Origin of the sequence: Kitasatospora sp. NBC_01250, assembly GCF_036226465.1 — a bacterium.
Classification (GTDB): domain Bacteria; phylum Actinomycetota; class Actinomycetes; order Streptomycetales; family Streptomycetaceae; genus Kitasatospora.
The window spans coordinates 81,561-101,508 of record NZ_CP108476.1 but is presented as its reverse complement, the minus strand read 5'-3'; the positions used below and the strand labels follow the sequence as shown (position 1 = coordinate 101,508).

18 protein-coding genes are annotated in these 19,948 nt (G+C 72.1%); 5 read left to right on the top strand and 13 right to left on the bottom strand.

The annotated features are described in order from the left end of the window. Positions 1 to 514 precede the first annotated feature (514 nt). Positions 515 to 772 carry a hypothetical protein gene (locus tag OG500_RS00475; protein WP_329575152.1) on the bottom strand — a complete coding sequence of 86 codons (258 nt, stop codon included), beginning with the start codon at positions 770 to 772 and terminating at the stop codon, positions 515 to 517. Positions 773 to 822: 50 nt separating this feature from the next. On the opposite strand from OG500_RS00475, the gene OG500_RS00470 reads away from it, so the two are divergent. After that, a complete protein-coding gene (locus OG500_RS00470; protein WP_329575149.1) occupies positions 823 to 1,599 on the top strand; it encodes a trypsin-like serine peptidase in 777 nt (258 codons plus the stop codon). Positions 1,600 to 1,827: 228 nt separating this feature from the next. Here the strand turns inward: OG500_RS00470 and OG500_RS00465 are convergent, their stop codons facing one another. Then, positions 1,828 to 2,091: a hypothetical protein gene (locus tag OG500_RS00465; RefSeq protein ID WP_329575143.1), complete on the bottom strand. Its 264-nt coding sequence runs from the start codon at positions 2,089 to 2,091 to the stop codon at positions 1,828 to 1,830. 374 nt (positions 2,092 to 2,465) lie between these two features. Here OG500_RS00465 and OG500_RS00460 point away from each other — a divergent pair, with 374 nt between their 5' ends. Beyond that, positions 2,466 to 3,143 (top strand): DUF6585 family protein, encoded by a 678-nt coding sequence (locus OG500_RS00460; RefSeq protein ID WP_329575137.1) that lies wholly within the window; start codon positions 2,466 to 2,468, stop codon positions 3,141 to 3,143. Positions 3,144 to 3,831: 688 nt separating this feature from the next. After that, a complete protein-coding gene (locus tag OG500_RS00455) occupies positions 3,832 to 4,176 on the top strand; it encodes a hypothetical protein (RefSeq protein WP_329575134.1) in 345 nt (114 codons plus the stop codon). Positions 4,177 to 4,650: 474 nt separating this feature from the next. Here the strand turns inward: OG500_RS00455 and OG500_RS00450 are convergent, their stop codons facing one another. From OG500_RS00450 to OG500_RS00435, 4 genes are all read right to left on the bottom strand, one after another. Next, on the bottom strand, positions 4,651 to 4,836 hold the full coding sequence (locus OG500_RS00450) for a hypothetical protein (protein ID WP_442906984.1): 186 nt from the start codon (positions 4,834 to 4,836) through the stop codon (positions 4,651 to 4,653). A 449-nt stretch (positions 4,837 to 5,285) separates the two neighbouring features. Then, a complete protein-coding gene (locus OG500_RS00445) occupies positions 5,286 to 5,672 on the bottom strand; it encodes a barstar family protein (protein WP_327064317.1) in 387 nt (128 codons plus the stop codon). Positions 5,673 to 6,024: 352 nt separating this feature from the next. Further along, on the bottom strand, positions 6,025 to 6,942 hold the full coding sequence (locus tag OG500_RS00440) for a C1 family peptidase (RefSeq protein WP_327064316.1): 918 nt from the start codon (positions 6,940 to 6,942) through the stop codon (positions 6,025 to 6,027). Between the two features lie 669 nt (positions 6,943 to 7,611). Beyond that, positions 7,612 to 8,604: a trypsin-like serine peptidase gene (locus OG500_RS00435; protein ID WP_327064315.1), complete on the bottom strand. Its 993-nt coding sequence runs from the start codon at positions 8,602 to 8,604 to the stop codon at positions 7,612 to 7,614. A 254-nt stretch (positions 8,605 to 8,858) separates the two neighbouring features. Between OG500_RS00435 and OG500_RS00430 the strand changes: the two genes are divergently transcribed. Beyond that, positions 8,859 to 9,545, top strand: a complete 687-nt coding sequence (locus OG500_RS00430; RefSeq protein WP_329575128.1) for a DUF6308 family protein — start codon at positions 8,859 to 8,861, stop codon at positions 9,543 to 9,545. Between the two features lie 75 nt (positions 9,546 to 9,620). Here the strand turns inward: OG500_RS00430 and OG500_RS00425 are convergent, their stop codons facing one another. From OG500_RS00425 to OG500_RS00410, 4 genes are all read right to left on the bottom strand, one after another. Next, positions 9,621 to 10,145, bottom strand: a complete 525-nt coding sequence (locus OG500_RS00425) for a diguanylate cyclase domain-containing protein (protein WP_329575124.1) — start codon at positions 10,143 to 10,145, stop codon at positions 9,621 to 9,623. A gap of 540 nt (positions 10,146 to 10,685) precedes the next feature. Beyond that, positions 10,686 to 11,030 carry a transcriptional regulator gene (locus OG500_RS00420; protein ID WP_327064312.1) on the bottom strand — a complete coding sequence of 115 codons (345 nt, stop codon included), beginning with the start codon at positions 11,028 to 11,030 and terminating at the stop codon, positions 10,686 to 10,688. 35 nt (positions 11,031 to 11,065) lie between these two features. Continuing rightward, positions 11,066 to 11,569 (bottom strand): hypothetical protein, encoded by a 504-nt coding sequence (locus OG500_RS00415; RefSeq protein WP_327064311.1) that lies wholly within the window; start codon positions 11,567 to 11,569, stop codon positions 11,066 to 11,068. 411 nt (positions 11,570 to 11,980) lie between these two features. Continuing rightward, a complete protein-coding gene (locus tag OG500_RS00410; protein ID WP_329575121.1) occupies positions 11,981 to 12,775 on the bottom strand; it encodes a TetR/AcrR family transcriptional regulator in 795 nt (264 codons plus the stop codon). 113 nt (positions 12,776 to 12,888) lie between these two features. On the opposite strand from OG500_RS00410, the gene OG500_RS00405 reads away from it, so the two are divergent. After that, on the top strand, positions 12,889 to 14,133 hold the full coding sequence (locus OG500_RS00405) for an FAD-dependent oxidoreductase (protein WP_329575118.1): 1,245 nt from the start codon (positions 12,889 to 12,891) through the stop codon (positions 14,131 to 14,133). Positions 14,134 to 14,279: 146 nt separating this feature from the next. Here the strand turns inward: OG500_RS00405 and OG500_RS00400 are convergent, their stop codons facing one another. The 3 genes from OG500_RS00400 to OG500_RS00390 form a co-directional block, all read right to left on the bottom strand. After that, positions 14,280 to 15,191, bottom strand: a complete 912-nt coding sequence (locus OG500_RS00400; RefSeq protein ID WP_327064308.1) for an SDR family NAD(P)-dependent oxidoreductase — start codon at positions 15,189 to 15,191, stop codon at positions 14,280 to 14,282. A 472-nt stretch (positions 15,192 to 15,663) separates the two neighbouring features. Next, complete coding sequence (locus OG500_RS00395; protein WP_329575114.1) at positions 15,664 to 16,197, bottom strand: hypothetical protein; 534 nt, start codon at positions 16,195 to 16,197, stop codon at positions 15,664 to 15,666. 184 nt (positions 16,198 to 16,381) lie between these two features. Further along, positions 16,382 to 19,933 (bottom strand): AfsR/SARP family transcriptional regulator, encoded by a 3,552-nt coding sequence (locus tag OG500_RS00390; RefSeq protein ID WP_329575111.1) that lies wholly within the window; start codon positions 19,931 to 19,933, stop codon positions 16,382 to 16,384. Positions 19,934 to 19,948 lie beyond the last annotated feature (15 nt).

Sequence of the window (19,948 nt, the reverse complement as noted above, 5' to 3'; positions counted from 1 at the left end):
GAGCAGCTGTCATCGCCCCGGCCTGCGCAGCGGCCGATACCGCGACTGACGGCCGCAATCGCCAGGCGCCCGAAACAAGCGAGCACGGGACAGCACGGAGCGGCGGCGACGCGGCCGCTGCAGCTCCACGGGGTGGTCGGGGCGGACCGGGCGAGCGGGACCTCGGGGAGATCGCGACGCCGCCGCCCAACCCCGACGCGGCAGGCGTCGCCGCTATGCCGCACTGCCCGACGGTGTTGGCCGGTTGCGGCCCACGCCGCCGCATGCGGCGAACGCGACCATGGCGATCCACCTCATCAGCAGCGCGCCACCCGGGGAATGGGCGTCGCCCTGTCGCATCGTCACCACGCCCGCCGCGGTCGGCGTGCAGCGGCCGAGCCCGAGTGCCGGTTTGCCAATCCTACTGGACCAGCTGAACCGGCCCCGGGCCCGGCCCACCCTCTAGCGTGGCCGTCAGTGGGGGAGACCACTGACTCTTCTGGAGGTGGGCCGTGCGCCCCGAGTTGACATGGCGTCAATCCGATCCGGTGTCCGAGGACGGCCCGGCGGAGCGCTGTCTCCCGCGACCGGGCGCCGTGCTCTCGCTGGCCGCGGCGGCCGTCCTGCTGTTCGCCGGTGCCGGGAGTGCCGCAGCCAAGCCGACGGGCGGTCCCGCCGTGTCGTCGGTGAGCAGCTCCGCGTCGGCCGCCCGGCAGAGCGCGACCACCAGCAGCAGTTCCCCGGCGAGGCTGTCCGACGGGACCATCGTCGACTCGCCGGCCGCCGCGGGCAAGGTGCAGGACTACTGGACGTCCGAACGGATAGAACGCGATCCCGCGCGACGTGCCGGAGCCCGGCACACCTCCCGCCGCCAGCGCCGCCCCCGCTGCCGTGCCGACCGGCGAGGCGGGCAGGATCGAACCGGTCGCGCCGACCGTCCCGAGCCAGGCCGGGACGAGGGCCCCGCTGATCACCGAGTCCGCCGAGGTCGGCAAGGTGTTCTTCACCGACCCGAGTGACGGGAAGGACTATGTCTGCAGCGGCAGCGCGCTCAACAGCCCCTCCAAGCAGATGGTGATCACGGCCGGCTCCTGCGTGCACGGCGGCCAGGGCAGGACCTGGATGACCAACTGGACCTACGCACCCCGATACCGCTCCGGGGACCGTCCGTTCGGCACGTTCGCGGCCAAGCAGTTCCGCACTTTCAACGCCTGGATGGACAGCAGTGCCCCCGGCCGCGACGTGGGCCTGGTGACCACCTGGCCGCTGAACGGCACCCGCCTGGTGGACGCCACCGGCGGCCAGGGCCTTTCCTGGAACTACCCGCAGAAGGTGGACGTCACCATCCTCGACTACTCGACCGACCGAAGCGGCGGCGAGATCCAGCAGTGGTGCACCGGCCCCACCGCGCAGGGCTACTTCAGCGGGACCATCGGGATCTACTGCATGTTCGGCGGCAGGGCGAGCGGCGGACCCTGGCTGCAGCAGTTCGACGACTCCAGTGGCATCGGCTATGTCAACGGTGTGATGTCCGCCATCGACTGCTCCGGCTGGAACCAGAGCCCGTACTTCGACAGCGCGGTGAAGTCGATGGTCGACGCGCAGGGCAGCGTCACCTGACGCCGCACCGGCCACCCGCACCGCGGCCGCCCGGCGCAGCCTCGCGCCCGGGCGGCCCGTGCGTATCCTCACTGCCGCGAGGAGCACCGAGTCGAGTACGAATGCCAGCGCGCCCCGGCAGACCGCCGCTGAATCGCCCGGTTGCGCAGCAGCAAGGCCCCGGCGTTGCCGACCGGCTGATCTTCCGCTGGGCACGCCGACCGACGTCCGAAGCCTGAGACCCCGACGTCACAGGACAGCCCTCAGGAGGGGAGTCATGTCAGGCGGTTGACGCGCTGCCCGCGCGCGTGCGCAGCCAGGCGTCGACGGGGTCGGCGGCTCCGAGGAGCGCTCGGCGAGCGCGGCCCAGGCCCTGCGGATGTGTCCCCGCGCCACAGCGGCCCAGACCCCGGTCACGGCCAGGGTGGCCGCGCCGAGGAACGGGGCCAGCGTCACCGCCTGGTGGGCGCTGTCGAGGAGCGCCTGGATCCCGGGCAGCGGGGCGGTACTCATGCCGGCACCGGCTGGAGCCAGAGGCGGTCGGGGATGTGGAGCATGGTGACCTCCTGGTCGAGGACGGCGGAAGACCTCTTCACCCACGCCAAGCCGGAGCGCGGGGCCGGTTCGGACATCGCCGACCAAGGCTTTGCCAATCCGTCACCCAATCGCGTGTGGTGACGGCGAATCAGCAGGTGAAGTCCAGCCAGCTCTGTCCGGTCTCGGCGACCGGGCCCATCGGCGGCCAAGGCGGCGGACACAACGCCTCTGAGAAGGGAGAGCGGACGGCTACAGCACCGCCCTGGTCGCGACGGCCCGAGTCCGGGGGGCTATCGGCCGCGGCGGGGCTTGAACTACCTTGATCCGTAGTCGAATCAGGGGGTCACCACATGGACGAGGTCTTCTCCGAGCAGCCGAGCACGTCTGCCGCCGTGCTCGCCGGGCGCCGCGGTCTGGGCGAATGGGTCAGGACGTTCGCTTCGAAGCAGGGCTGGAAGCAGCGCAAGTGGCAGGCGTGGCGGCTCTACGTCTACACCGGTGGCTTGGTGGTGAGCAGCTTCGACGGCTTCGAGGCCGCGTACGACTGGGGGACGACACGGGCACTGCGGTACTACCGCAGCGTCAACGGCGGCCTGGTGGACGCCCGCTACACCCTGATCGACCCGAGCGGCAACGCGCTGAACATCGGGCTGGGCACCCGGACCCTCCTCAAACGGCACAAGGAGCAGTTCGGCATCACCGAACTGGTGAGCGGCGCGCCGTTCCAGTACCCGGGCGACTGGGGTGACTACCTGCTGCGCGGCATCACCCGGGCGCAGCTGCCCGGGGTGCTCACCCGCATCGCGCGGGGCGAGACCGTGGACTTCGGCCCTTTCACAGCCGACCGCCACGGCCTGACGGACCACAAGCGCACGGTGGCGTGGTCGGACATCGTCAAGATCAGGACCAACGACGGCCGCGTGTCGTTCGACGGCATCAACAAGCTGCTCGCCGTGGGGCCCGGCGCGGCGGCGGACATCCCCAACGTCGATCTCTTCCTCAACCTGTGCCACGAGCTGAAGGGCTGAGCCCTACCCGCGTGATGCTCCGAGCGACACGACACGCTCCCTCGGCGGCGGGGAACCCGGCCGGCCGTCCCTGCGGTAGCGCGCCGAGAGGCAGGATCTGATCTGACCTGTCATCTGGGACGGCCGCGACCCGCGGTGATGAGCGCGTGTCCGGGCGACTTGTCGGCGGGCTCGTCCGGTCGATCTGTCAGATCCCTTCATGTTCCTGACCGGACGGCCGTGCTGACGGTGACTTTCCAGAAGCCGTTGCTGTACCGATCTCGCTGTACATGAGTTCAGTTGTGGCGGCTCGAAGAGGTGATCCTTCGACACCGCAAACCCGTGACATGCGGGTTCGACCGGGAAGTGCCGTTGACCAGGCGAAACCACTTTCGGTGGTTCGCGCCGGTCGGTGGCACTTCTGGCTCTCGAGTGCCCCCCAGGTGTGCCCTGCAACGCGCTCATGCTGGTCAAGGACTCGTATCACTGTGGACATCGTCCGACCGGGCGGCCGGTCCGACAACAACGGCTGTCCCCGCGCCCACCGCGGTTCAGACAACAGCAGTGAGGACCCGAAAGTATGGACGCCCGCCACTTGGCGGATTCGGCGTGGCCCAAACGAGCGACAGAGCAACGTACGGGCTCTGAGAGCTCGCCGAACAGGACACCTTGGGAGGAAAGCCCCACTCCCAACTCCAAGGATGCCTCCATGCGTTTCCGTACTTCTCTCGCCGTTGCCCTGGGCGCGCTCACGCTCGCCGTCAGCCTGCCGACCTCGGCCCACGCCGCGACCGGCCAGTTCTTCTTCACGTACAACCGCGACGGCAAGACCCTCGAAGGCTACCTGCGCGACCCGAGGGCGCGTTATTGCATCACTCTGGAAGAGGCCGCCAAGCCGGACTCGACGCCCGCATACTCCCCTCGCAACCGGACCAACTCGATCGCGACGGTGTACACCGACGTCGACTGCGAGGGCGAGTCCTTCCCCCTGAAGTCGGGCGGCGGCCACGGCGGCGCAAATGTGAAGTTCCGCTCCGTCGTCTTCAACCAGTAGGCGGCGCCTGACCGCGTGCGTTCGCAGCACGGTCCACCACACGCCAACTCCTTCGAAGGGGTAGCGCCGGCCGGACGGGAGTCTCGATCGGGTGAGTGTGGCGACAACCGTGCATGAGAGCAGGGCCTCTTGGTAGCTCGAATGGTGTCGAAGCCGACGAGCCCTCCAGGAGGCCCTGGTGTCGCACGCGTACGGCATCACCGGGGTGGAGTCCACTTCGGCAACTCTCGCGTGTGACTCCGGTTCGGGAACGCCGGCGACCACGGGGTGGGTGGGCGCCGCTGTCCGACGGACATGTCGGATGCGGAGTGGGCGATGGTCCGGCCCCTGCCCGGCCACGACCAACTCGGCCTGGAAACGGTCTGCCTCCTTCCGCAGTGCTGCGACACGCCGGCGAGCGGTCAGCTCATGCTCTTCCAGCAGCCCCACGACCGCCGGCATCTCCGGCCTCCACCAGAGCGACGACACGACACGTCACCACTCCCCGGGGTCGGCCGGGGTGTTCGCCCCGGCGTTGCCCGGTCGCAGGATGCCGGCGAGGGCCTCGCCGGTGCTGTCGAGGAAGCAGAGCATCGGGTGATAGCCGAAGCCGCGTTTGTAGACGGCGGCGCACTGCTCCCCCTCGGAGTGGCAGGTGACCAGGGTGCCATTGATGTCCACGACCAGGCCTGGTCGTTCACGCCCTCCGGTGCGCGATGCGGGTGTGCGGCCTCTGGTCTCGTCGGCTTGCAGCCAGGCGGTCGGGGCGGAGGGAGACGGGGCCGAACACGTCGCGCTGGTCGCGCACACGGCCCGGTCTGCGGTCGCTTCGCTGTGGCACGCCTCGTCGACCTGGGGTGGGAACAGGTCGACGGGCAGCCGGGGTTCGAGGAGGTCACGGACCGCCCGCTGTGCCGGGTGGGCTGCGGGCGCCGCGGCGCTTGACGGGGACGCGGTGGGAGCGACGATGGCCGTCAGGAACAGGGGGCGGCGGCCAGGCGCCGCAGACTTCTGTGTCCGGTCATGTGAGGTGAACGAGGGGGGTGGACCTTTCAGATACGCGAAATACACCTGCACGGTGCAGCGTGAGGGCCGGAAGTCGGCGCCCGGTCCGCCGCCGCGGCCGCAGGTCAGCGCAGTTGGAGGGCGCTGGGGGCGTGGTCCTCGATGATCTGGACCAGCCAGTCGAATACGGTCGGGCCTTGTCCGGCCCTGGCGGCCCGCAGTTCGTCGGCGACCTGCGGGCGGTTCGAGGGATGACAGCGGGCCAGGCGCAGTTCCAGCTGGCGGGCCGTCTCCGCGTACCCCAGGGCACCTCGGGAGACCTGGTGGTCACGCCACTCGATGCGGAAGTCACCGTCATCGGGGGTGCCGAACCCCCCGAAGAGGCAGTCCGCGAACGCATCGAGGTTTCGCCCGAAGTAGCCGCCCGGCCCGTTCACGGCCGCACCGATCTCGGACCAGAAGTCTTCGAGGGTGTGGATCCGGGTCCCGTCCAGCAGATAGGTCGTTGTCACGGAGCCGAGCCTAGACCGACCGGCACATGATGGGCGGAGGAAGAAGCGGCGTCCGGGCCGAGTCTGGGCAGTGCTGACGAAGAAGTCCATGCATGTGGTCGGTGACCGACCAGCCGAGCACCCTGCGGCTGAAGCCGGCCGGCACCGTGGCCAGGCGGAGGAACTGTCCACCTGGCCACGGCGCCGGCCGGCTTCATCACCACGCTGCACGTCGTCGGCTGGTTCACCCCTCTCGGGGTGACCGCCTGCATCCCGGGTGTGCGGCACGCCGGGGAACTTCAGCGGCCCGCTTCACCCGGGAACCCGCGGGTCTGTCCCACCGCGTGGGTGGTGGGGCAGACCCGCGGGTGCGTCAGGCGACGAGCTTGCCCATGGCGTGGGCCTCGTCGACCACGCCCGCGTTGAAGAAGCTCCACGGGAGGTTGGCGAAGCCGCCGTTGCCCCAGCTGCTGGTGCCCCAGCTGTTCTCGATCGTCACACCCTGGTCGTTGTAGGCGACGATGGTGATCTCGTGGCCGCCGACCACCGGGTCGCTGCTGGTGTCGCCGGGCGTGTAGCTGTAGTCCGACGCCGTCTGGGAGTTGAGGTCCATGAAGCTCTGCTGGACCGAGAAGCCGATCGGCACCGGCTCGCCCTGGGAGATCGCGTCCTCGATCGCGGTGCGTGCCGCGTCGCCACTGGTGGGCAGCTCGACGAAGCCCGAGAGCTTGTAATTGGCCGCGTTGGCCGTCTCGTTGGCATCCGGCTGGGTGGTGAAGTCGGTGGTGCCCTGCCAGTAGTCGGACTGGGTGTCGATGCCCTGCTGCTGCTCCATCGGCAGCGCGACGCTCGCGTAGGTACCGGTGTCGTTGCCCTGGGCGATCTGCGAGTAGATGTACATCGGGGCCATCGGTGCGCCACTGATGCCCTGCTCGTTCATCAGGACGCCGTAGCCGGTGTAGCCGGTGGCCCAGGTGACGCAGGAGCCGACCTGGCCCTGGTCGCCGGGGGAGAGCGCGTACTGGGTCAGGTCGGCGCTGGCGGGCGCGGCGCCCGAGCGGGCGAACGGCGCGATCGCGCTCAGGCTCTGGGCGGTGGCCGTAGCGGGGCGCATCATGTGCTGGTGGGCCTTGAGAGCCGTCAGGTCGAGGCCGGTGGCGAAGTGCTTGTGGTGGACGTGGTGTCCGGCCGGCCGCGCGTTGGGGGTCACGGCGGTGGCGGTGCCGGCCAGGGCCAGGCAGGACGACAGTGCCAGGGTGCCGGCGATGCCGATGGCTATGCGGGAACGCATTGATGAGCTCCTTGTGGGGGCGCCGGCTGTTGGATTGCCGGCATGCCGCACCGCGCCGCGTGTGGGGGCGGCTCGGTACGGTGAGCGAAAAGTGGGGGTTCGTTCGCTCCGGTTGACGCGACGTCAGTCGGAGCGCTGCTCACCGTAGGGCCCGGAGCCCCTGCCTGTCATGGGCAGAACATGAAAATGGCGGGAAGTGGACAGGATTCTCTCAGGGTTTGACAGCAAACTCACAGGAAGTTAGATTCCGGTTCTGGCCGTCCGCCCGCGACAGTGACGAAGCGTCAGCTCAGGGCTGGTCGGGAGCCTTGCGGCCGGTCCCAGGGGCGCCCGCTCCACACGCCGCATCGGGTGCGCCGCTCGGGTGCCGGTCGGTATCGCGTCGGCGTCGGAGAAGAAAGCGCTGACTGCGCCATCGAATTGGTGCGTCAACCGGCCACGAGGGGCTTCAAGAAGAGCGGTGCGGCAAGGATCTGACGACCCGGATCTCTGCCACTCCTGCTCCTGTTGCCCGCGCCCGGTGGCGAGAATGCGCCGGCGGACGCAGTCCGTGATCGCCGGGGCGCCGTCCAGCTGATGCGAGACGGTGGGAGGCCGGCCCGTACGGGTCGGCCTCCCACCGTGCTCCGCGATTCCGGTGGCGGACCGCCGGGGATGCCCGGGTGGGGCTCAGGAGGTCGGGCCCGCCGGGGGTGCGCCGGTGGTCGCGGCTTCGTACAGGGCCCGGGTGGCAGAGCCGAAGTAGGCGCTGTAGGACACCTGGGGGGTGTTGCCGCCGGTGTGGTAGCCGCCGATGAGTCCGACCACCGCCCATCCGCCCGGCCACGGCACCAGCATGGGGCCGCCCGAAGTCCCGCCCACGAAGCCGTCGCACGCGATGCGTTCGAAGGTGCCGGGATCCGCGGGGTCGTCGCTGACCCACCGGGTGGTCCAGCTCAGGCACTCCAGGGGCTTCTGCGCGCCGGCCGGGTACCCGATCATCCGTACCGGAGCGTGCTGGTAGCCGGTGCCGGTGAGCAACTCGACTGAGCCGGCCGCGTCCTGGATGCGTACGCCGTCCTGGTTGGGCTCGGTCACCGCGAAGGCGAAGTCGTACGCGGCCCCGGCGTGCTCACCCTGGTCGTAGTACTCCTGCGAGATGTAGACGCCGTCGTCCTTGACCGGGAAGATGCCGAGCGGCGTGAGCCCGTCGTGGTACTGCGGAACGAATCCCAGGTGCCGCTTGGGGGAGGCGCCGGAGGATCCCGTGAGGCAGTGTCCGGCGCTCAGCACCAGGTCGTGTCCGGGGCTGCGGACCACGGAGCCGCTGCAGGTGCGGCCGGTGCCGCCGGCGTCGGTCCAGAAGAACGTGCCGGCTTGCGGGATGCCGTCGAAGCTCCTGCTCGGAGGGATGAACTCGCCGGGCTGCGGCCCGTCCGATGCGGGCGCCGCGGCCACTGCGGCGGGTTCGGTCCGGTCGGGCAGCGCGGCCGTCATCCGGGCCGCGGTCCAGTACGTGCTGAGCTGCTCCGCATCCGAGCTGCCCGCGCTGGGCGTTGCGGCGGAGGCCGCCGGCGCGAGCCCGGCGCCCAGCAGCAGGGCGGACGCGACTGCCGCGGCACGCCTGACGGCTCGCGTCCTCTTCGGTGACGGGGTGACATGACGGGCGGGAAACTTTGTCATGTCCGCAGTATCGGGTCCGGGCACGGTCCGGCGGGCGTCTTTCGCGATCGCCACGCGAATTCCTGAACGGCATGGGTGAGTGCGGCCGTTGCCGTACACCCCGCCCGGCCCGGGGGCCGGGATCCGCCGGCCGGTGACCGGGGCTTCGGCCGGGAACTCCGCCGCCGGCTGACGGCCGCTCAGCACGGCCGCCCGGCGGATAGCCTGGGGCCCGCGGGCCGTGCGGCCCCTCGACGACGAAGGACGGACACCCCGTGGCCTCTCCCGCCGGTTTCTCCGTCGCGTCGCTGTCCCCGCTGGGGCAGCGGCTGCGTGTGCTGCTCGGCGCCGATCGCGTCGTGGACGACCTGCGCCGGTACTTCGGGGTCGGCCTGCCACCGGGCGCGGCACCGTTCACGGGCAGCCGGTTCGAGCACCTGGGCGGCGGGGGAGACCGGCCCGGGACCGCCGACCGGATCACGGCGGAGGACCTGGTCGCGGTGCAGACCCTGTCCGTCACCGTTCCGGCGCCGGTCGCGCTCGACCTCCTGGAGGGTTCCCTCGGCGTGCGGCTGTCCGCTCTGCTGCGGGCCATTCCAAGGGAGCAGGAGATGACCGGAACCGATCCGTCCGACCTGGCCCCCGGTTCACCGGCGGACCGGGCCTGGCACCTGCTTCGTGACCGGCCCGATGTCGGATGGGTCATCGCAGGGAAGCTGCTGGCCCGGAAGCGTCCGCGCCTGCTCCCGGTCTACGACCGAGTGGTGCGGTGCGCGCTGGGCCGCCCGCCGTCCTTCTGGCTGTCCCTTCGGACCGCGTTGTCCGAGGACGACGGTTCGCTGTACCAGAGCCTGCTCGACCTGAGGCAGGCCGCGGGTCTGCCACGGACGGTCAGCGCGCTGCGCGTGTGCGACGTGGCGGTGTGGAGGAGCCACCGCGCCCTCGGCCACGCCTGCCGCTGACGGTCCGTCAACGGATCACTGCGCGCCGGCCCCGGGCCGGGTCCCTCGCCGCCACCGATCGATCTGCCGGGCGGCTCAGGCGCCGATGGTCCCCAGGTCGTCGAGCGCCGGGCTGCCGGGCAGTTGCTTGTCGTAGCGGGGGTGGCGCCTGTCGTGGCGCTGGTGGCGCCGGGAGGAGTGCAGCCGGCTCAGGCCCGGCTGGCTCAGGCCCAGCCGCTTGAGGAAGCGGTGGACGGCGGAGCAGGCGATGCCCTCCTCGTGGTGGCGCCGCTGCCACCGGTAGGTGTCGGTCCTCTTGGTACGGCCTCGGCGGCCTCGGCCCTTGACCTCGTACATCTTCTGGTCCGCCCGGCCCAGTGCCGCGGACAGGTCGTGGGATCGTGTCACCCGGGCCGTTCCCAGCGACGCCCCGACCGTGAGGGACACGCCCTGGTGGGTGACGGGAGCGCAGATGGTGGTGCGCAGCGCGGTCAGCCGGTCCTGCAGGTGTGGGTCCCGCCGTGCGAGGACCACGAACTCGTCGCCGCCGAGCCGTGCGGCCACCTCCTCGGGTGCGGTCCAGAGGGCGATCCGCTGCCCCACTGCGGTCGTGGAGCTCACGTAGGCCATGGTTGGTTGTTCCACCTCTCCTGACATGGAGTGAGGGTGTGTCCGGGGGTCGACGTCCGGCCGGATGCGCAGCCGCTCCCCGGGGTGCGGCCCGGGGCATCGGCCTCACCTGCGCGACCTGCGTGCCTGCCGCGCCCGACGGCAACTCGCGCCGCTGCCAACGGCGCGGGGCGGACGGCTCACGAGCGTGCACGGCAGCCGAACCGCTCCGGGCAGCGGTGAGCGACGCCGGGTCGACCTGCGGCCTCGGTTGTGGCGCTGCACGGTGGACGGCCGCTCTGCAGGGTTGACGTCCGGGTGCGGCGGTCCGGTAGCTCGCCTGTACGCGGATGCGGTTCCCGGGTGCATTGATCGGCGGCGTTCAGCGCGCCCGGGACGCTGCCGGTGTGTCCACCTGCGGGGTCCCGGTCCCGGGCGGCGCGCGCCGGGTGCCGCTGGGCGCCGGGGCTCAGGCCGCCGAGGCGGCGGAGCGCAGCCGGGCGGCGGAGCGGGCGAGGCGGAGCGCGGCGATGAGGGTCGGGCGGCATGGGGTCACTGCGGGTCGGCACCGGGGCCCACGCCCGTGTCGGCGTCGTCGTCGGGGTGGTTCGCGGCGGCCTGCTCGGCGCGGTCTGCTATCTGCTGGAGCGCGGCCACGTGTGCGCGCAGCCGGTCCCGGCCGCCGGCGGTGGCCCGCACCCAGGTGCAGCGCCGCTTTCCGACGTAGCCCTTGCGGATCTCGACGAGGTCGGCGCCGCTGAGCGTGGTGAGCTGCTTGGACAGCGCCGAGTCGCTCAGCCCGGCATGGTCGCGGACGAAGGCGAACTCGCACCAGGTGGTCGCGGACACCAGCGAGACGATGGTCAACCTGGTCGGATCCAGGAGGAGCTGATCCAAGCCGGGGACGATGCCGGCGGCCGGTCCGGTCGCGCTCATCGGGTCGCCGCGCGGCGGGCCAGCCGCCGCAGTACCGCGCTGATCAGCAGGCCCACGGCAACGCTGAGGAGGGCGTACGGAAGCGCCACGGTGGTGTACGGGTGCTCGCGGATCCAGGCGGGCATGCCGGAGCCGGTCAGCATGCGGTAGACGGCGGGGCCGGCGAAGTGCTCGACGACGACAACGATGAGGCCCACCAGTACGACGGGCAGCCAGGCGTACCCGGGAAGGGCACTGCGGTGCAGGGTGCCGGAGGCAGCGGCCACGCGCGGGCTGCGCCGCCCGGCGACGACCCAGGCGACGGCCAGGGCACCGAAGCCGAGATTTGCGACCACCACGGCGGCGGAGCCGAAGTCGTTGGCGGCGAGGACCGGGGCCACGACAGCGCCGGCCGCCGCCCACAGCCACCAGGGCGTGCGCAGCGATTGGGCGGCGTCGAGTCGGACCTCGCGGACACGGGCCAGCGCTTCGCGGGCCTCGGCGGGGCTGGGCGTACTCATGCTCTTCTCCCCTCGGCGATGACTTTCCTATGGGGAAAGTAGCGCTCACTTTCCCCTCAGGCAAGTAGGCGGTGAAGGACACGCCCGCTGGCGCTGCAGGTGCTACCCCCCGTGGCAGGTCGGTTTCAGTGGGCGGTGAAGGGCGCAGGCCGCCGTGAGGGGTGCAGGCCCGGCCGGGCACAGGTGGCTGACGGTGGCCCCGGCGACCCCTCGGTCGTGCCTCGTCGACCGGCCCGCCATGGGCCCGCAAGCAGTGCGCCGCCCGTCAGGGGGCGCGCGCCGTGCACCACGCGCCCTGCTGTCGGCGAACGCGGCCTTCGCGGCGGTGTGTCCGATCCGGCGCCGGTGCCCGCCTCGGCACGGGCCGCAGCGGCAGAACGCCGGGTGGGCGGGGCCCGCCGCGCCCGGGCGCTACTGCACCTGCGCGAGGGCGCGCAGGTAGGTCTCGGTGAAGAGTTCGCAGACCTCCTCCACCGGCGGCAGGTCGCTGCCCATGGTGGGTCCGATGACGGGCCGCAGCAGCAGGTGGGCGAGGATCGGTCCCAGCAGCAGGTGCGTCAGGAGCGGCAGCGGCATCTCGCGCAGCCGGCCCGCCGTCACGTGGGGGAGCAGCAGCCGGTCGAGGCAGTGGTACAGGCGCGGGTAGTAGCCCCGCATGGCGTGGGCGGCGGGTCCGTCCGGCCGGCTGAAGAGGTCCGCGAAGAGGGCCGGGATGACCCGGGGCTCACGCTGGAACGCCGTGACCACCGCGCGGCAGAGCTCCCGCACGGTGTCCTCCAGCTGCTCGGGCGGGTCGGCGGCGAGCGCTTCCAGCTCGGTCAGGGGGCCGAACCGCTCGTAGACCGCCGCGAGCAGGCCGTCCCGGCCCTCGAACACCGTGTGCAGGCTGGGCAGTGAGCACCCGGCCCGCTCCGCGACGGCGTCCAGGGTCACCGCGCCCAGGCCGAGCTCGGCCGCCAGGTGGGCCGTCGCCTCGATCGCGCGCTCGCGCACCGGCGGCCGGCCGCCAGGATCGACGCCGGACTGTCGCACCGCCTCGTCCAGCGCGCCCCGGGAGCCGCCGAGCCTGCGCAGCAGCGTGCTGCGCGAGACTCCGGCGGCCGTGGCGATCGCCGTCAGCGGGAGGTCCGCGACGTCCGTGCCGCGCTTGCGCGCCTCCGCGAGGGCGGCGGCCACCAGGTCCTGCAGCTGATCATGCTTCGACATGTGGACCATGGTACTGCTTGACGCCTGACACTGTTCCAGAGACACTGTCTAAGAAAGTTCCAGGCGGAATCCCGCTCCTGGACCGATGCACTCGCAAACGATGGGAGGGAGCCATGACTGTCGTCATCTCGGGGGGTGGACCGGCCGGCATGATGCTGGGCCTGCTGCTGGCACGGGCCCACGTCGAGGTCACGGTGCTGGAGAAGCACGCCGACTTCCTGCGCGACTTCCGCGGCGACACCGTCCACGCCTCCACCGTGCGCTTAATGGACGAACTCGGCCTGGGCCGGGAGTTCGCCGCGCTGCCGCAGAGCAGGCTCGGCGACATGGAGCTGCCCGTCTCGGACGGCCGACGCGTGCGGATGACCGACTTCGCGCGCCTGCCCGCGCCGTACAACTACATCGCGATGGTCCCGCAGTGGGACCTGCTCAACCTCCTCGCCGAAACGGCCCGCCGCGAACCCGCCTTCACCCTGCGGATGAACACCGAGGCGACCGGACTGCTCCGGCAGGGCGGCAAGGTCGTCGGCGTCCGCTACCGCACCCGCGACGGAGAGGAGGGCGAGCTCCGGGCCGACCTCACCGTCGCCGCCGACGGCCGCCACTCCGCGCTGCGGCAGGACGCCGGCCTGGTGCCGGAGGAGCTCCCGGTCCCCTTCGACACCTGGTGGCTGCGGCTGCCCAGGCACCCCGAGGAGCAGGCCGAGGAGAGCAGGCTGATCCCCTCCTTCGGGACCGGAGCCTTCGCGCTGAGCCTCACCAGGAACGACTACTTCCAGATCTCCTACTCCACCGCGAAGGGCTCCGACGCCCGCCTGCGCGCCGAAGGCATCGAACGGTTCCGGGCGCGGATCGCCGAGTTGATGCCCCGCTTCGCGGACCGGGTCGACCACCTGTCGAGCATGGACGACGTCCACCTGCTGGAGGTCCGGCTCAACCGGCTGCGCCGCTGGTACACCGACGGCCTGCTGCTCATCGGCGACGCCGCGCACGCGATGTCCCCGGCCGGCGGAGTGGGGATCAACCTCGCGATCCAGGACGCCGTTGCAACGGCCGCCCTGCTCGCCGAGCCGCTGCGACGCGGCCGGCTGACCACCGCCGACCTGGCCAGGGTCCAGCGCCGGCGCCGGGGACCGATGATGATCATGCAGCGGCTGCAGCTGATGCTGCAGCAGTCCTTCTTCGTCCCGGTGCTGCGGGGCAGCCGTACTACCGCGCCCGGCCCGGTGGTCCTGGCCGCCCGCCACCTGCCCGCCTTCCGCCACCTCGTCTCGCGGCTGATCGCCGTGGGGCCGCGACCGGAACACGCCCCGGCCTTCGCCCGACGCTCCCCGGTGGGGGCGGAGGCGGCGCAGTAGCCGATGCGGTGGCCGGGCGGCGTTCGCCGGGGAGGGCCGCTGCTGCGGCCTGGTTCCTGCCGCCCCCACTCCCGCCCCCCGCCTACGAGCCGGACTCGGCCAACCGCGCGACGATCCCGGTGGGTTGTCGGTGTGCTCCCTCGGGGTCAGGAGGAGAGTGTGTCGCGCACGCGGGTCCGTTCGGCTCGCGAGACGGCGGCGGGGCGCCCGGCCGTCATGCCACCGTCGACCGCGAGGTCCTGCCCGGTGACCAGACGGCTGGCGTCGCCGGCGAACCACAGTGCCGCAGCGGCCACGTCGTCGGTCCGGACGGTGCCGGGGATCGGTTGGCTGGAGTCCAGCAGTGGCTTGAACGCCTCGGCTACCGAAGCGGCCGTGGCGTCAGCAGCCGATGCGTCGGCTCCGGCGCCCTTGGCGAAGATGCCGGTCGGCACGAAACCGGGGGACACGCTGTTCACGCGAACCTCGTGCTCACCCAGGTCCACCGCCGCGCACCGGGTCAGGTGGAGCACCGCGGCCTTGGCGGTCGAGTAGTCCAGGCCGGACCAGCCGGCGATCTTTCCCGCCAGGCTCGCCACATTGATGATGCTTCCCGAGCGCTGGGCGGCCATCTGCCGTCCGGCGTGCTTGATGCCCAGCATGACGCCCGTGACATGGACCGCCAGCGTCCGTGCGAACACGGCCGGGTCGAAGTCGGTGACCGACGCCATGTTCCCTGGCCCGCCTGCATTGTTGACCATGATGTCGAGCCGCCCGTAGCGCTCGACGGCGTGGGCGACCAGTGCCTCCACGTCCGCCTCCACCGACACGTCGCAGCGCACGAAGGTCGCCGACTCGCCCAGTGCCGCGGCCCGCTGCTGTCCCTCCCGCTCGCGGCGCCCGGCGAGGACGACGTGGGCGCCCTCGGCGGCGAACACCTCCGCAATACGGGCTCCAATGCCGCTTGTCGCCCCGGTGACGATGGCGACCTTGCGGTGCAGACTCTTCAAAACGCAACTCCGGTGTCGGGTCCGAGGCGCAGGCAACAGGACCGGGTAACGGCAAGGGTTGATCATCATGATCGGCCATCAGGGATCCCTGAACAAGTCAGCGCCATCCGGCGATCGGGATCGGTCGCCGGATGGCGCCGCCGCCCCTGCTCGCCGGACCCGGTCGCTGATCACCCGGTCGCTCGGGTCGGACCCGCCCGTCGGCCCCTGCGGATCGGGCCGGTGAGAACCGGTGGCGGCGGCGGCGACGGTTGCTGGTGGGCCCTACTGGCTCACGGGGGCCGGCGTCAGGTGGGACCCGGAAGGACCCGCGCCGTCTGTCACGGAGTCAGGAAGAGAATCGCCGTCATGGTGCCGCGCGGTGTGGGTGGGGAGCCCGCCGCGCTGATCCACTTCTCCATGCGGGCAGTGAGGCCGCCCGAGGCACGCGCACCACCGGGGCAACCGCGCAGCCAGAGGTTGCCCTCGCCGCATGAGTTTGCCCCCCGGTGGCAGCGGTGCGTGCACCTGCTGCTCTCTCGCCGAGCACGAGGAGGAGCACTCAGAGCATGGGGGGCCAGTGCATGGTGTTGAGGTTCCGCGTCAGGAGGCGTTCCTGTGCGTCGATGTCGTCGAGGATGGCCCGTCCGGCGGCGACCAGGGCGGGGAAGGCGGGCTCGTCGGAGTGCAGATGGGGAGCCACTTCGCTGACGGGGATGCGCTGGAAGGCGAGCAGTGCCGCGCCCTGGAGGGCGGCGATGAGGTGCGTGTCCTTGCTGTGGGCGAGGATCCATCCGTCCGGGCAGCTGGAGAGCCAGAACGTGCGGCCGCTGTGATGGACGGACACGCCGTGGGGACGGTCGCCGTCGACGACCTGGTCAACGAGTTCGAGGGGTCGTTCGGCGGCGAGCTCCGCGAGGGTGCGAGGGTGTTCGAGGCCGGCGTCGATGAGGGTGCGGATGGTGTCGGCACGGGACTTGCCAGCAGCTCCGGCCCGGTCGTCGAGGCGCCGGAGAGTGTCGAGCGGGAGGCGAACATCGATCTTGGGGCCGACTTCGGGGCGGCCGCCGGGATTTGTCGGCGGGATGGGGCCCATCGTGTCCCTCGGGATAGGTTTCCGCATGCGTCAACCATACGGGGGTTTCCGCATGCGTCAACCCCCGTGAGTGACGATGCGCCACTCAGCACCACCCGAACACATCGATCCCAAGCCGTTGACCCGCAGAAGAAGATGGGAAGCAGCGTCTGAGCGAGGCAGAGCCGGTGGAGGTGACCAGGGGTCAGCCGCGTTCGCTGTCGCAGCCCTCCAGGTGCGCCCGGATCCGGGCGGCATCGGGCGTGCCCAGCGGTTCGGCGAGCCGCAGGGCCTCGCGCAGCCGGGCGTGACCGCGGTCGGCGTCGCCGAGGTGGCACAGGCAAGCACCGATGCCCTCCAGCGCGAGCACCTGCTGCAGCGGAAAGGCCATGGGCCGGACGATCTCCAGCGCCCGCTCGTGGTGAGCCAACGCCTGCTCGGCGGCCCCGGCCGCTGCCCCGGCCCCTTCCCCGGCCTGCCCACCGGCCGGCGCACCGACGATCGTCGGCCCGCCGTCCGTCGGCCTGCCGTCGAGGGCCATCAGCAGCGCCACCCGGCCGATCTGGTTGAGGACCTCCGCCTCGGCCGGACCGGCCAGCTCGCGGGAGACCGGCAGCGCCCGGTCCAGCGCGTCCGCGGCACCCGCGTGGTCACCCGTCGCGTGCCGCGCGAGGGCCAGGCAGGCCAGTGCCCGGGCGTGGCCGAGGTTGTGCTCGCTCTCCTCGAAACCGGTCACCGCCTTCTCCGCGTACTCGACGGCGGTCCCGGCGCGTCCGGTCTCCAGCAGGAGATGGCCCAGCTGCAGCAGTGCGTTCAACTCCCCGCGGACCAGGCCGTGTTCCCGGTCGAGGTGCAGCGCCTCGCGCAACGCGGCCTCGGCCTGCTCGTAACGCCCCGTCACGCGCAGGACGTAGCCCAGGTTGATGAGCGTGTTCGCCAACCCGTTCTGGTAGCCCATTTCGCGGTAGATCTCCCCGGCCGCCTGCTGATGCTCGGCGGACAGCGCGTACTGCCCCGTGAACTGTTCCACCGTGCCGAGGCTGAACAGCGTGTTCGCCTGGCCGAAGCGGTTGCCCAGCCCCTGGAAGAGGGCGAACGCCGCACGGTGGCCGGCGGCGGACTCCTTGTACTGACCGAGGATCTCCTGGACCGCCGACAGGGCGCTGAGGCTGTTGGCCTCCCCGAGCCGGTAGCCGAGGACACGGAACAGCTCCAGCGCGGGTCGCAGGTGCGTCACCGCCTGGTCGTACTGGGTCAGCAGGTAGTGGACGTACCCCAGGTTCAGACCGGCGGTGGCCTCACCCCGCCGGTTGCCGAGCGCCCGGTAGCGTTCGAGCGACTGCTCGTTGCTGCGTGCGGACTCCTCGCACCGGTTCTGGAGGTACAGCACGTCGCCGAGGAGGCCGAGCACGCGCGCCTCGCCGAGCCCCTCGCCCGTCTCCAGGTACAGCGCGAGGGCCTCCCGGTAGCGCTCCTCCGCCAGCGTCAACTCGCAGGACAGTGAGTCCAGTACGCCCAGATTGGTGAGCGCGTCCGCCCGCCCGGTCCGGTCGCCGGTGCGGTCGGCGACCTCGAGGGCGATGCCGTGCAGCACGCGCGACTGGTGCCAGCGGCCCTGACCGCGCAGGAACTCGTGCATCGCCACTGGCAGGGCGATGGCGTGCTCGGGGCGCCCGTGGGCGGCGGCGTACTCGACGGCCGCGTGCAGGTTGACGCGCTCCGCCCGGAGCCAGGCGTCCGCCTGCGCCAGGTCCGCGAAGTCCGGGACGGTGTCCGGGCGGGCGCCCAGGGAGCCCCGCGGCACCGGGTGGTGGCGGGCGATGTGCTGGTCGGCGGCCTGCGCGCCGGCCAGGTAGTGGTCCAGCAGCCGGTCCACGGCCGCCGCGCGTGCGCCCGGCCCCTCGCCTCCGCTTCCGCTCCCGTGCCCGTCCCCGTCCCGGCCCCCGTTCTCGGCGAGGTCGCGGGCGTGCTCGCGGATCAGGTCGTGCATCCGGTAGCGGCCGCGCACCGGCTCCTCGATCAGGTGGTGGTCCTCCAACTCCTCCAGCAGCCGGCGGGCCGTACGCAGATCGGTGCCGGCGAGGGCGGCCGCGGCCCGGGCGTCGATGTCGTCGCCGACGTGCAGGCCAAGGCTCCGGAGCAGGCCACGCTGATCGGGGGCCAGGTCGCGGTAGGAGAGGTCGAAGGCGGCGGCCACCGACAGGCCCTCGGCGCGCAGGACGGACAGCCTGCCGCTGGTCGCCCCCAGGTCCGCGAGCAGGTCGGCCACCGTCCAGCTCTGGTGGTGGCGCAGCCGGGCCGCGGTCAGGGCCAGCGCCAGCGGCAGGTACCCGCACAGGCGCACCAGCTCACGGACCGCCGCGTCCTGGGCCGTCAGCTCGGGGCGCCCGGCCTTCGCGATGAACAGGGCGGCGGCCTCGTCCGCCGGCAGCACGTCGAGGGTGACGGGCACGGCGTCCGGCAGCGCGGGCAGCCGCCGTCGGCTGGTGACCAGCACCAGACTCCCGGGGGTGCCGGGCAGCAACGGAGCGACCTGCCTGCTGCTGCGGGCGTCGTCGAGGACCAGCAGGATCCGCTTGCCGGCCAGTCGGCTGCGCCACAGGCTCGCCCGGGCGTCCAGACCGGCGGGTATCTGCCCGGGCCCGATGCCCATCGACAGCAGCAGGCCGAGCAGCGCGTCGGCGGGTTCGACGGCCGGAGTCCCGGGCGTGTGGGCGTGCAGCGGCAGGAAGATCTGGCCGTCCGGGAACCCGGCGGCCAGCCGGTGCGCGGCGTGCACCGCCAGGGCGCTCTTGCCGACGCCGGGCATGCCGTCCACCGCGTGGATCCCGATGACGCCGGCCTCGTGGGTGATGCTGGCCTGGCAGGCCTCGAGCAGGTGGTGCAGCTCGGCCGAGCGGCCGGTGAAGGAGGCCACGTCCCGGGGGAGCCCCGAGATCGCCGTGGCGGAGGTCGCCGGTGCTCCACCGGCCGCTCGACCGAGAGGACCGCCGCGTTGCGGGGCGGCACCGCCGAGGACTTCCTGGTGGGCGGCCTGCACGGCCCGGCCCGGTTCCAGCCCCAGCTCCTCGACCAGGGCCTCGCGCAGTCGGCGGTGGACGTCCAGGGCTTCCGCCGTCCGCGCGCTGCGGTGCAGGGCGAGCATGAGCTGGCGGTGGAACGCCTCGCGCAGCGGGTGCTCGGCGGCCGCCCGGGTCAGTTCGGGGATCAGGCCCTGGTGGCGGCCGAGCTGCAGTTCCGCCTCGAAGTGCCACTCCAGGGCCTGCTGGTGCGACAGGGTGAGCTCGTGGATCCGCGCCGTCGACGCGTCGGCCAGTGTGGGCAGGTCGACGAGCGGGGTGCCCCGCCAGAGCGCGAGCGCCGCGGCCGCCTCCGCGCCGGCCCTCGCCCAGTCCCCGTCGGCCGCTGCGGCCCCGGCCGTGTCGAGCCGGCGGGTGAAGACCTCGGCGTCCAGCTCGCCCTCCCGCACCTCCAGCAGGTAGCCGGGCGCGGCGGTGCGCAGCCGCGACGGCTCGCCGGGTGCGCAGGCCGCCGCCAGGACCCGGCGCACCTGCACGACCTGGTTGTTCAGCGCGGTGCTCGCCGTCGCGGGCGGATCCTCTCCCCACAGCGCCGCCACCAACCGGTCCCGGGACACCGCCTCGTTGGGCTGCAGGAGGAGCATCGCGAGCAGCAGCCGAGCCTTCGGCGAGGAGAGCGGGAGCGCCAGGCCGGCGCTGTCCTGGACGGTGAGCGGGCCCAGCAGGCTGAAGTGCATCCGAGCATCCTAGGC

Bases quoted from the DNA above. Each gene is read 5' to 3' on its own strand.
- OG500_RS00455 (WP_329575134.1), top strand. From the start codon at position 3,832: ATGCGTTTCCGTACTTCTCTCGCCGTTGCCCTGGGCGCGCTCACGCTC.
- OG500_RS00395 (WP_329575114.1), bottom strand. From the start codon at position 16,197: ATGGGCCCCATCCCGCCGACAAATCCCGGCGGCCGCCCCGAAGTCGGC.
- OG500_RS00465 (WP_329575143.1), bottom strand. From the start codon at position 2,091: ATGAGTACCGCCCCGCTGCCCGGGATCCAGGCGCTCCTCGACAGCGCC.
- OG500_RS00410 (WP_329575121.1), bottom strand. From the start codon at position 12,775: ATGTCGAAGCATGATCAGCTGCAGGACCTGGTGGCCGCCGCCCTCGCG.
- OG500_RS00400 (WP_327064308.1), bottom strand. From the start codon at position 15,191: ATGATGATCAACCCTTGCCGTTACCCGGTCCTGTTGCCTGCGCCTCGG.
- OG500_RS00390 (WP_329575111.1), bottom strand. From the start codon at position 19,933: ATGCACTTCAGCCTGCTGGGCCCGCTCACCGTCCAGGACAGCGCCGGC.
- OG500_RS00460 (WP_329575137.1), top strand. From the start codon at position 2,466: ATGGACGAGGTCTTCTCCGAGCAGCCGAGCACGTCTGCCGCCGTGCTC.
- OG500_RS00415 (WP_327064311.1), bottom strand. From the start codon at position 11,569: ATGAGTACGCCCAGCCCCGCCGAGGCCCGCGAAGCGCTGGCCCGTGTC.
- OG500_RS00435 (WP_327064315.1), bottom strand. From the start codon at position 8,604: ATGACAAAGTTTCCCGCCCGTCATGTCACCCCGTCACCGAAGAGGACG.
- OG500_RS00440 (WP_327064316.1), bottom strand. From the start codon at position 6,942: ATGCGTTCCCGCATAGCCATCGGCATCGCCGGCACCCTGGCACTGTCG.
- OG500_RS00405 (WP_329575118.1), top strand. From the start codon at position 12,889: ATGACTGTCGTCATCTCGGGGGGTGGACCGGCCGGCATGATGCTGGGC.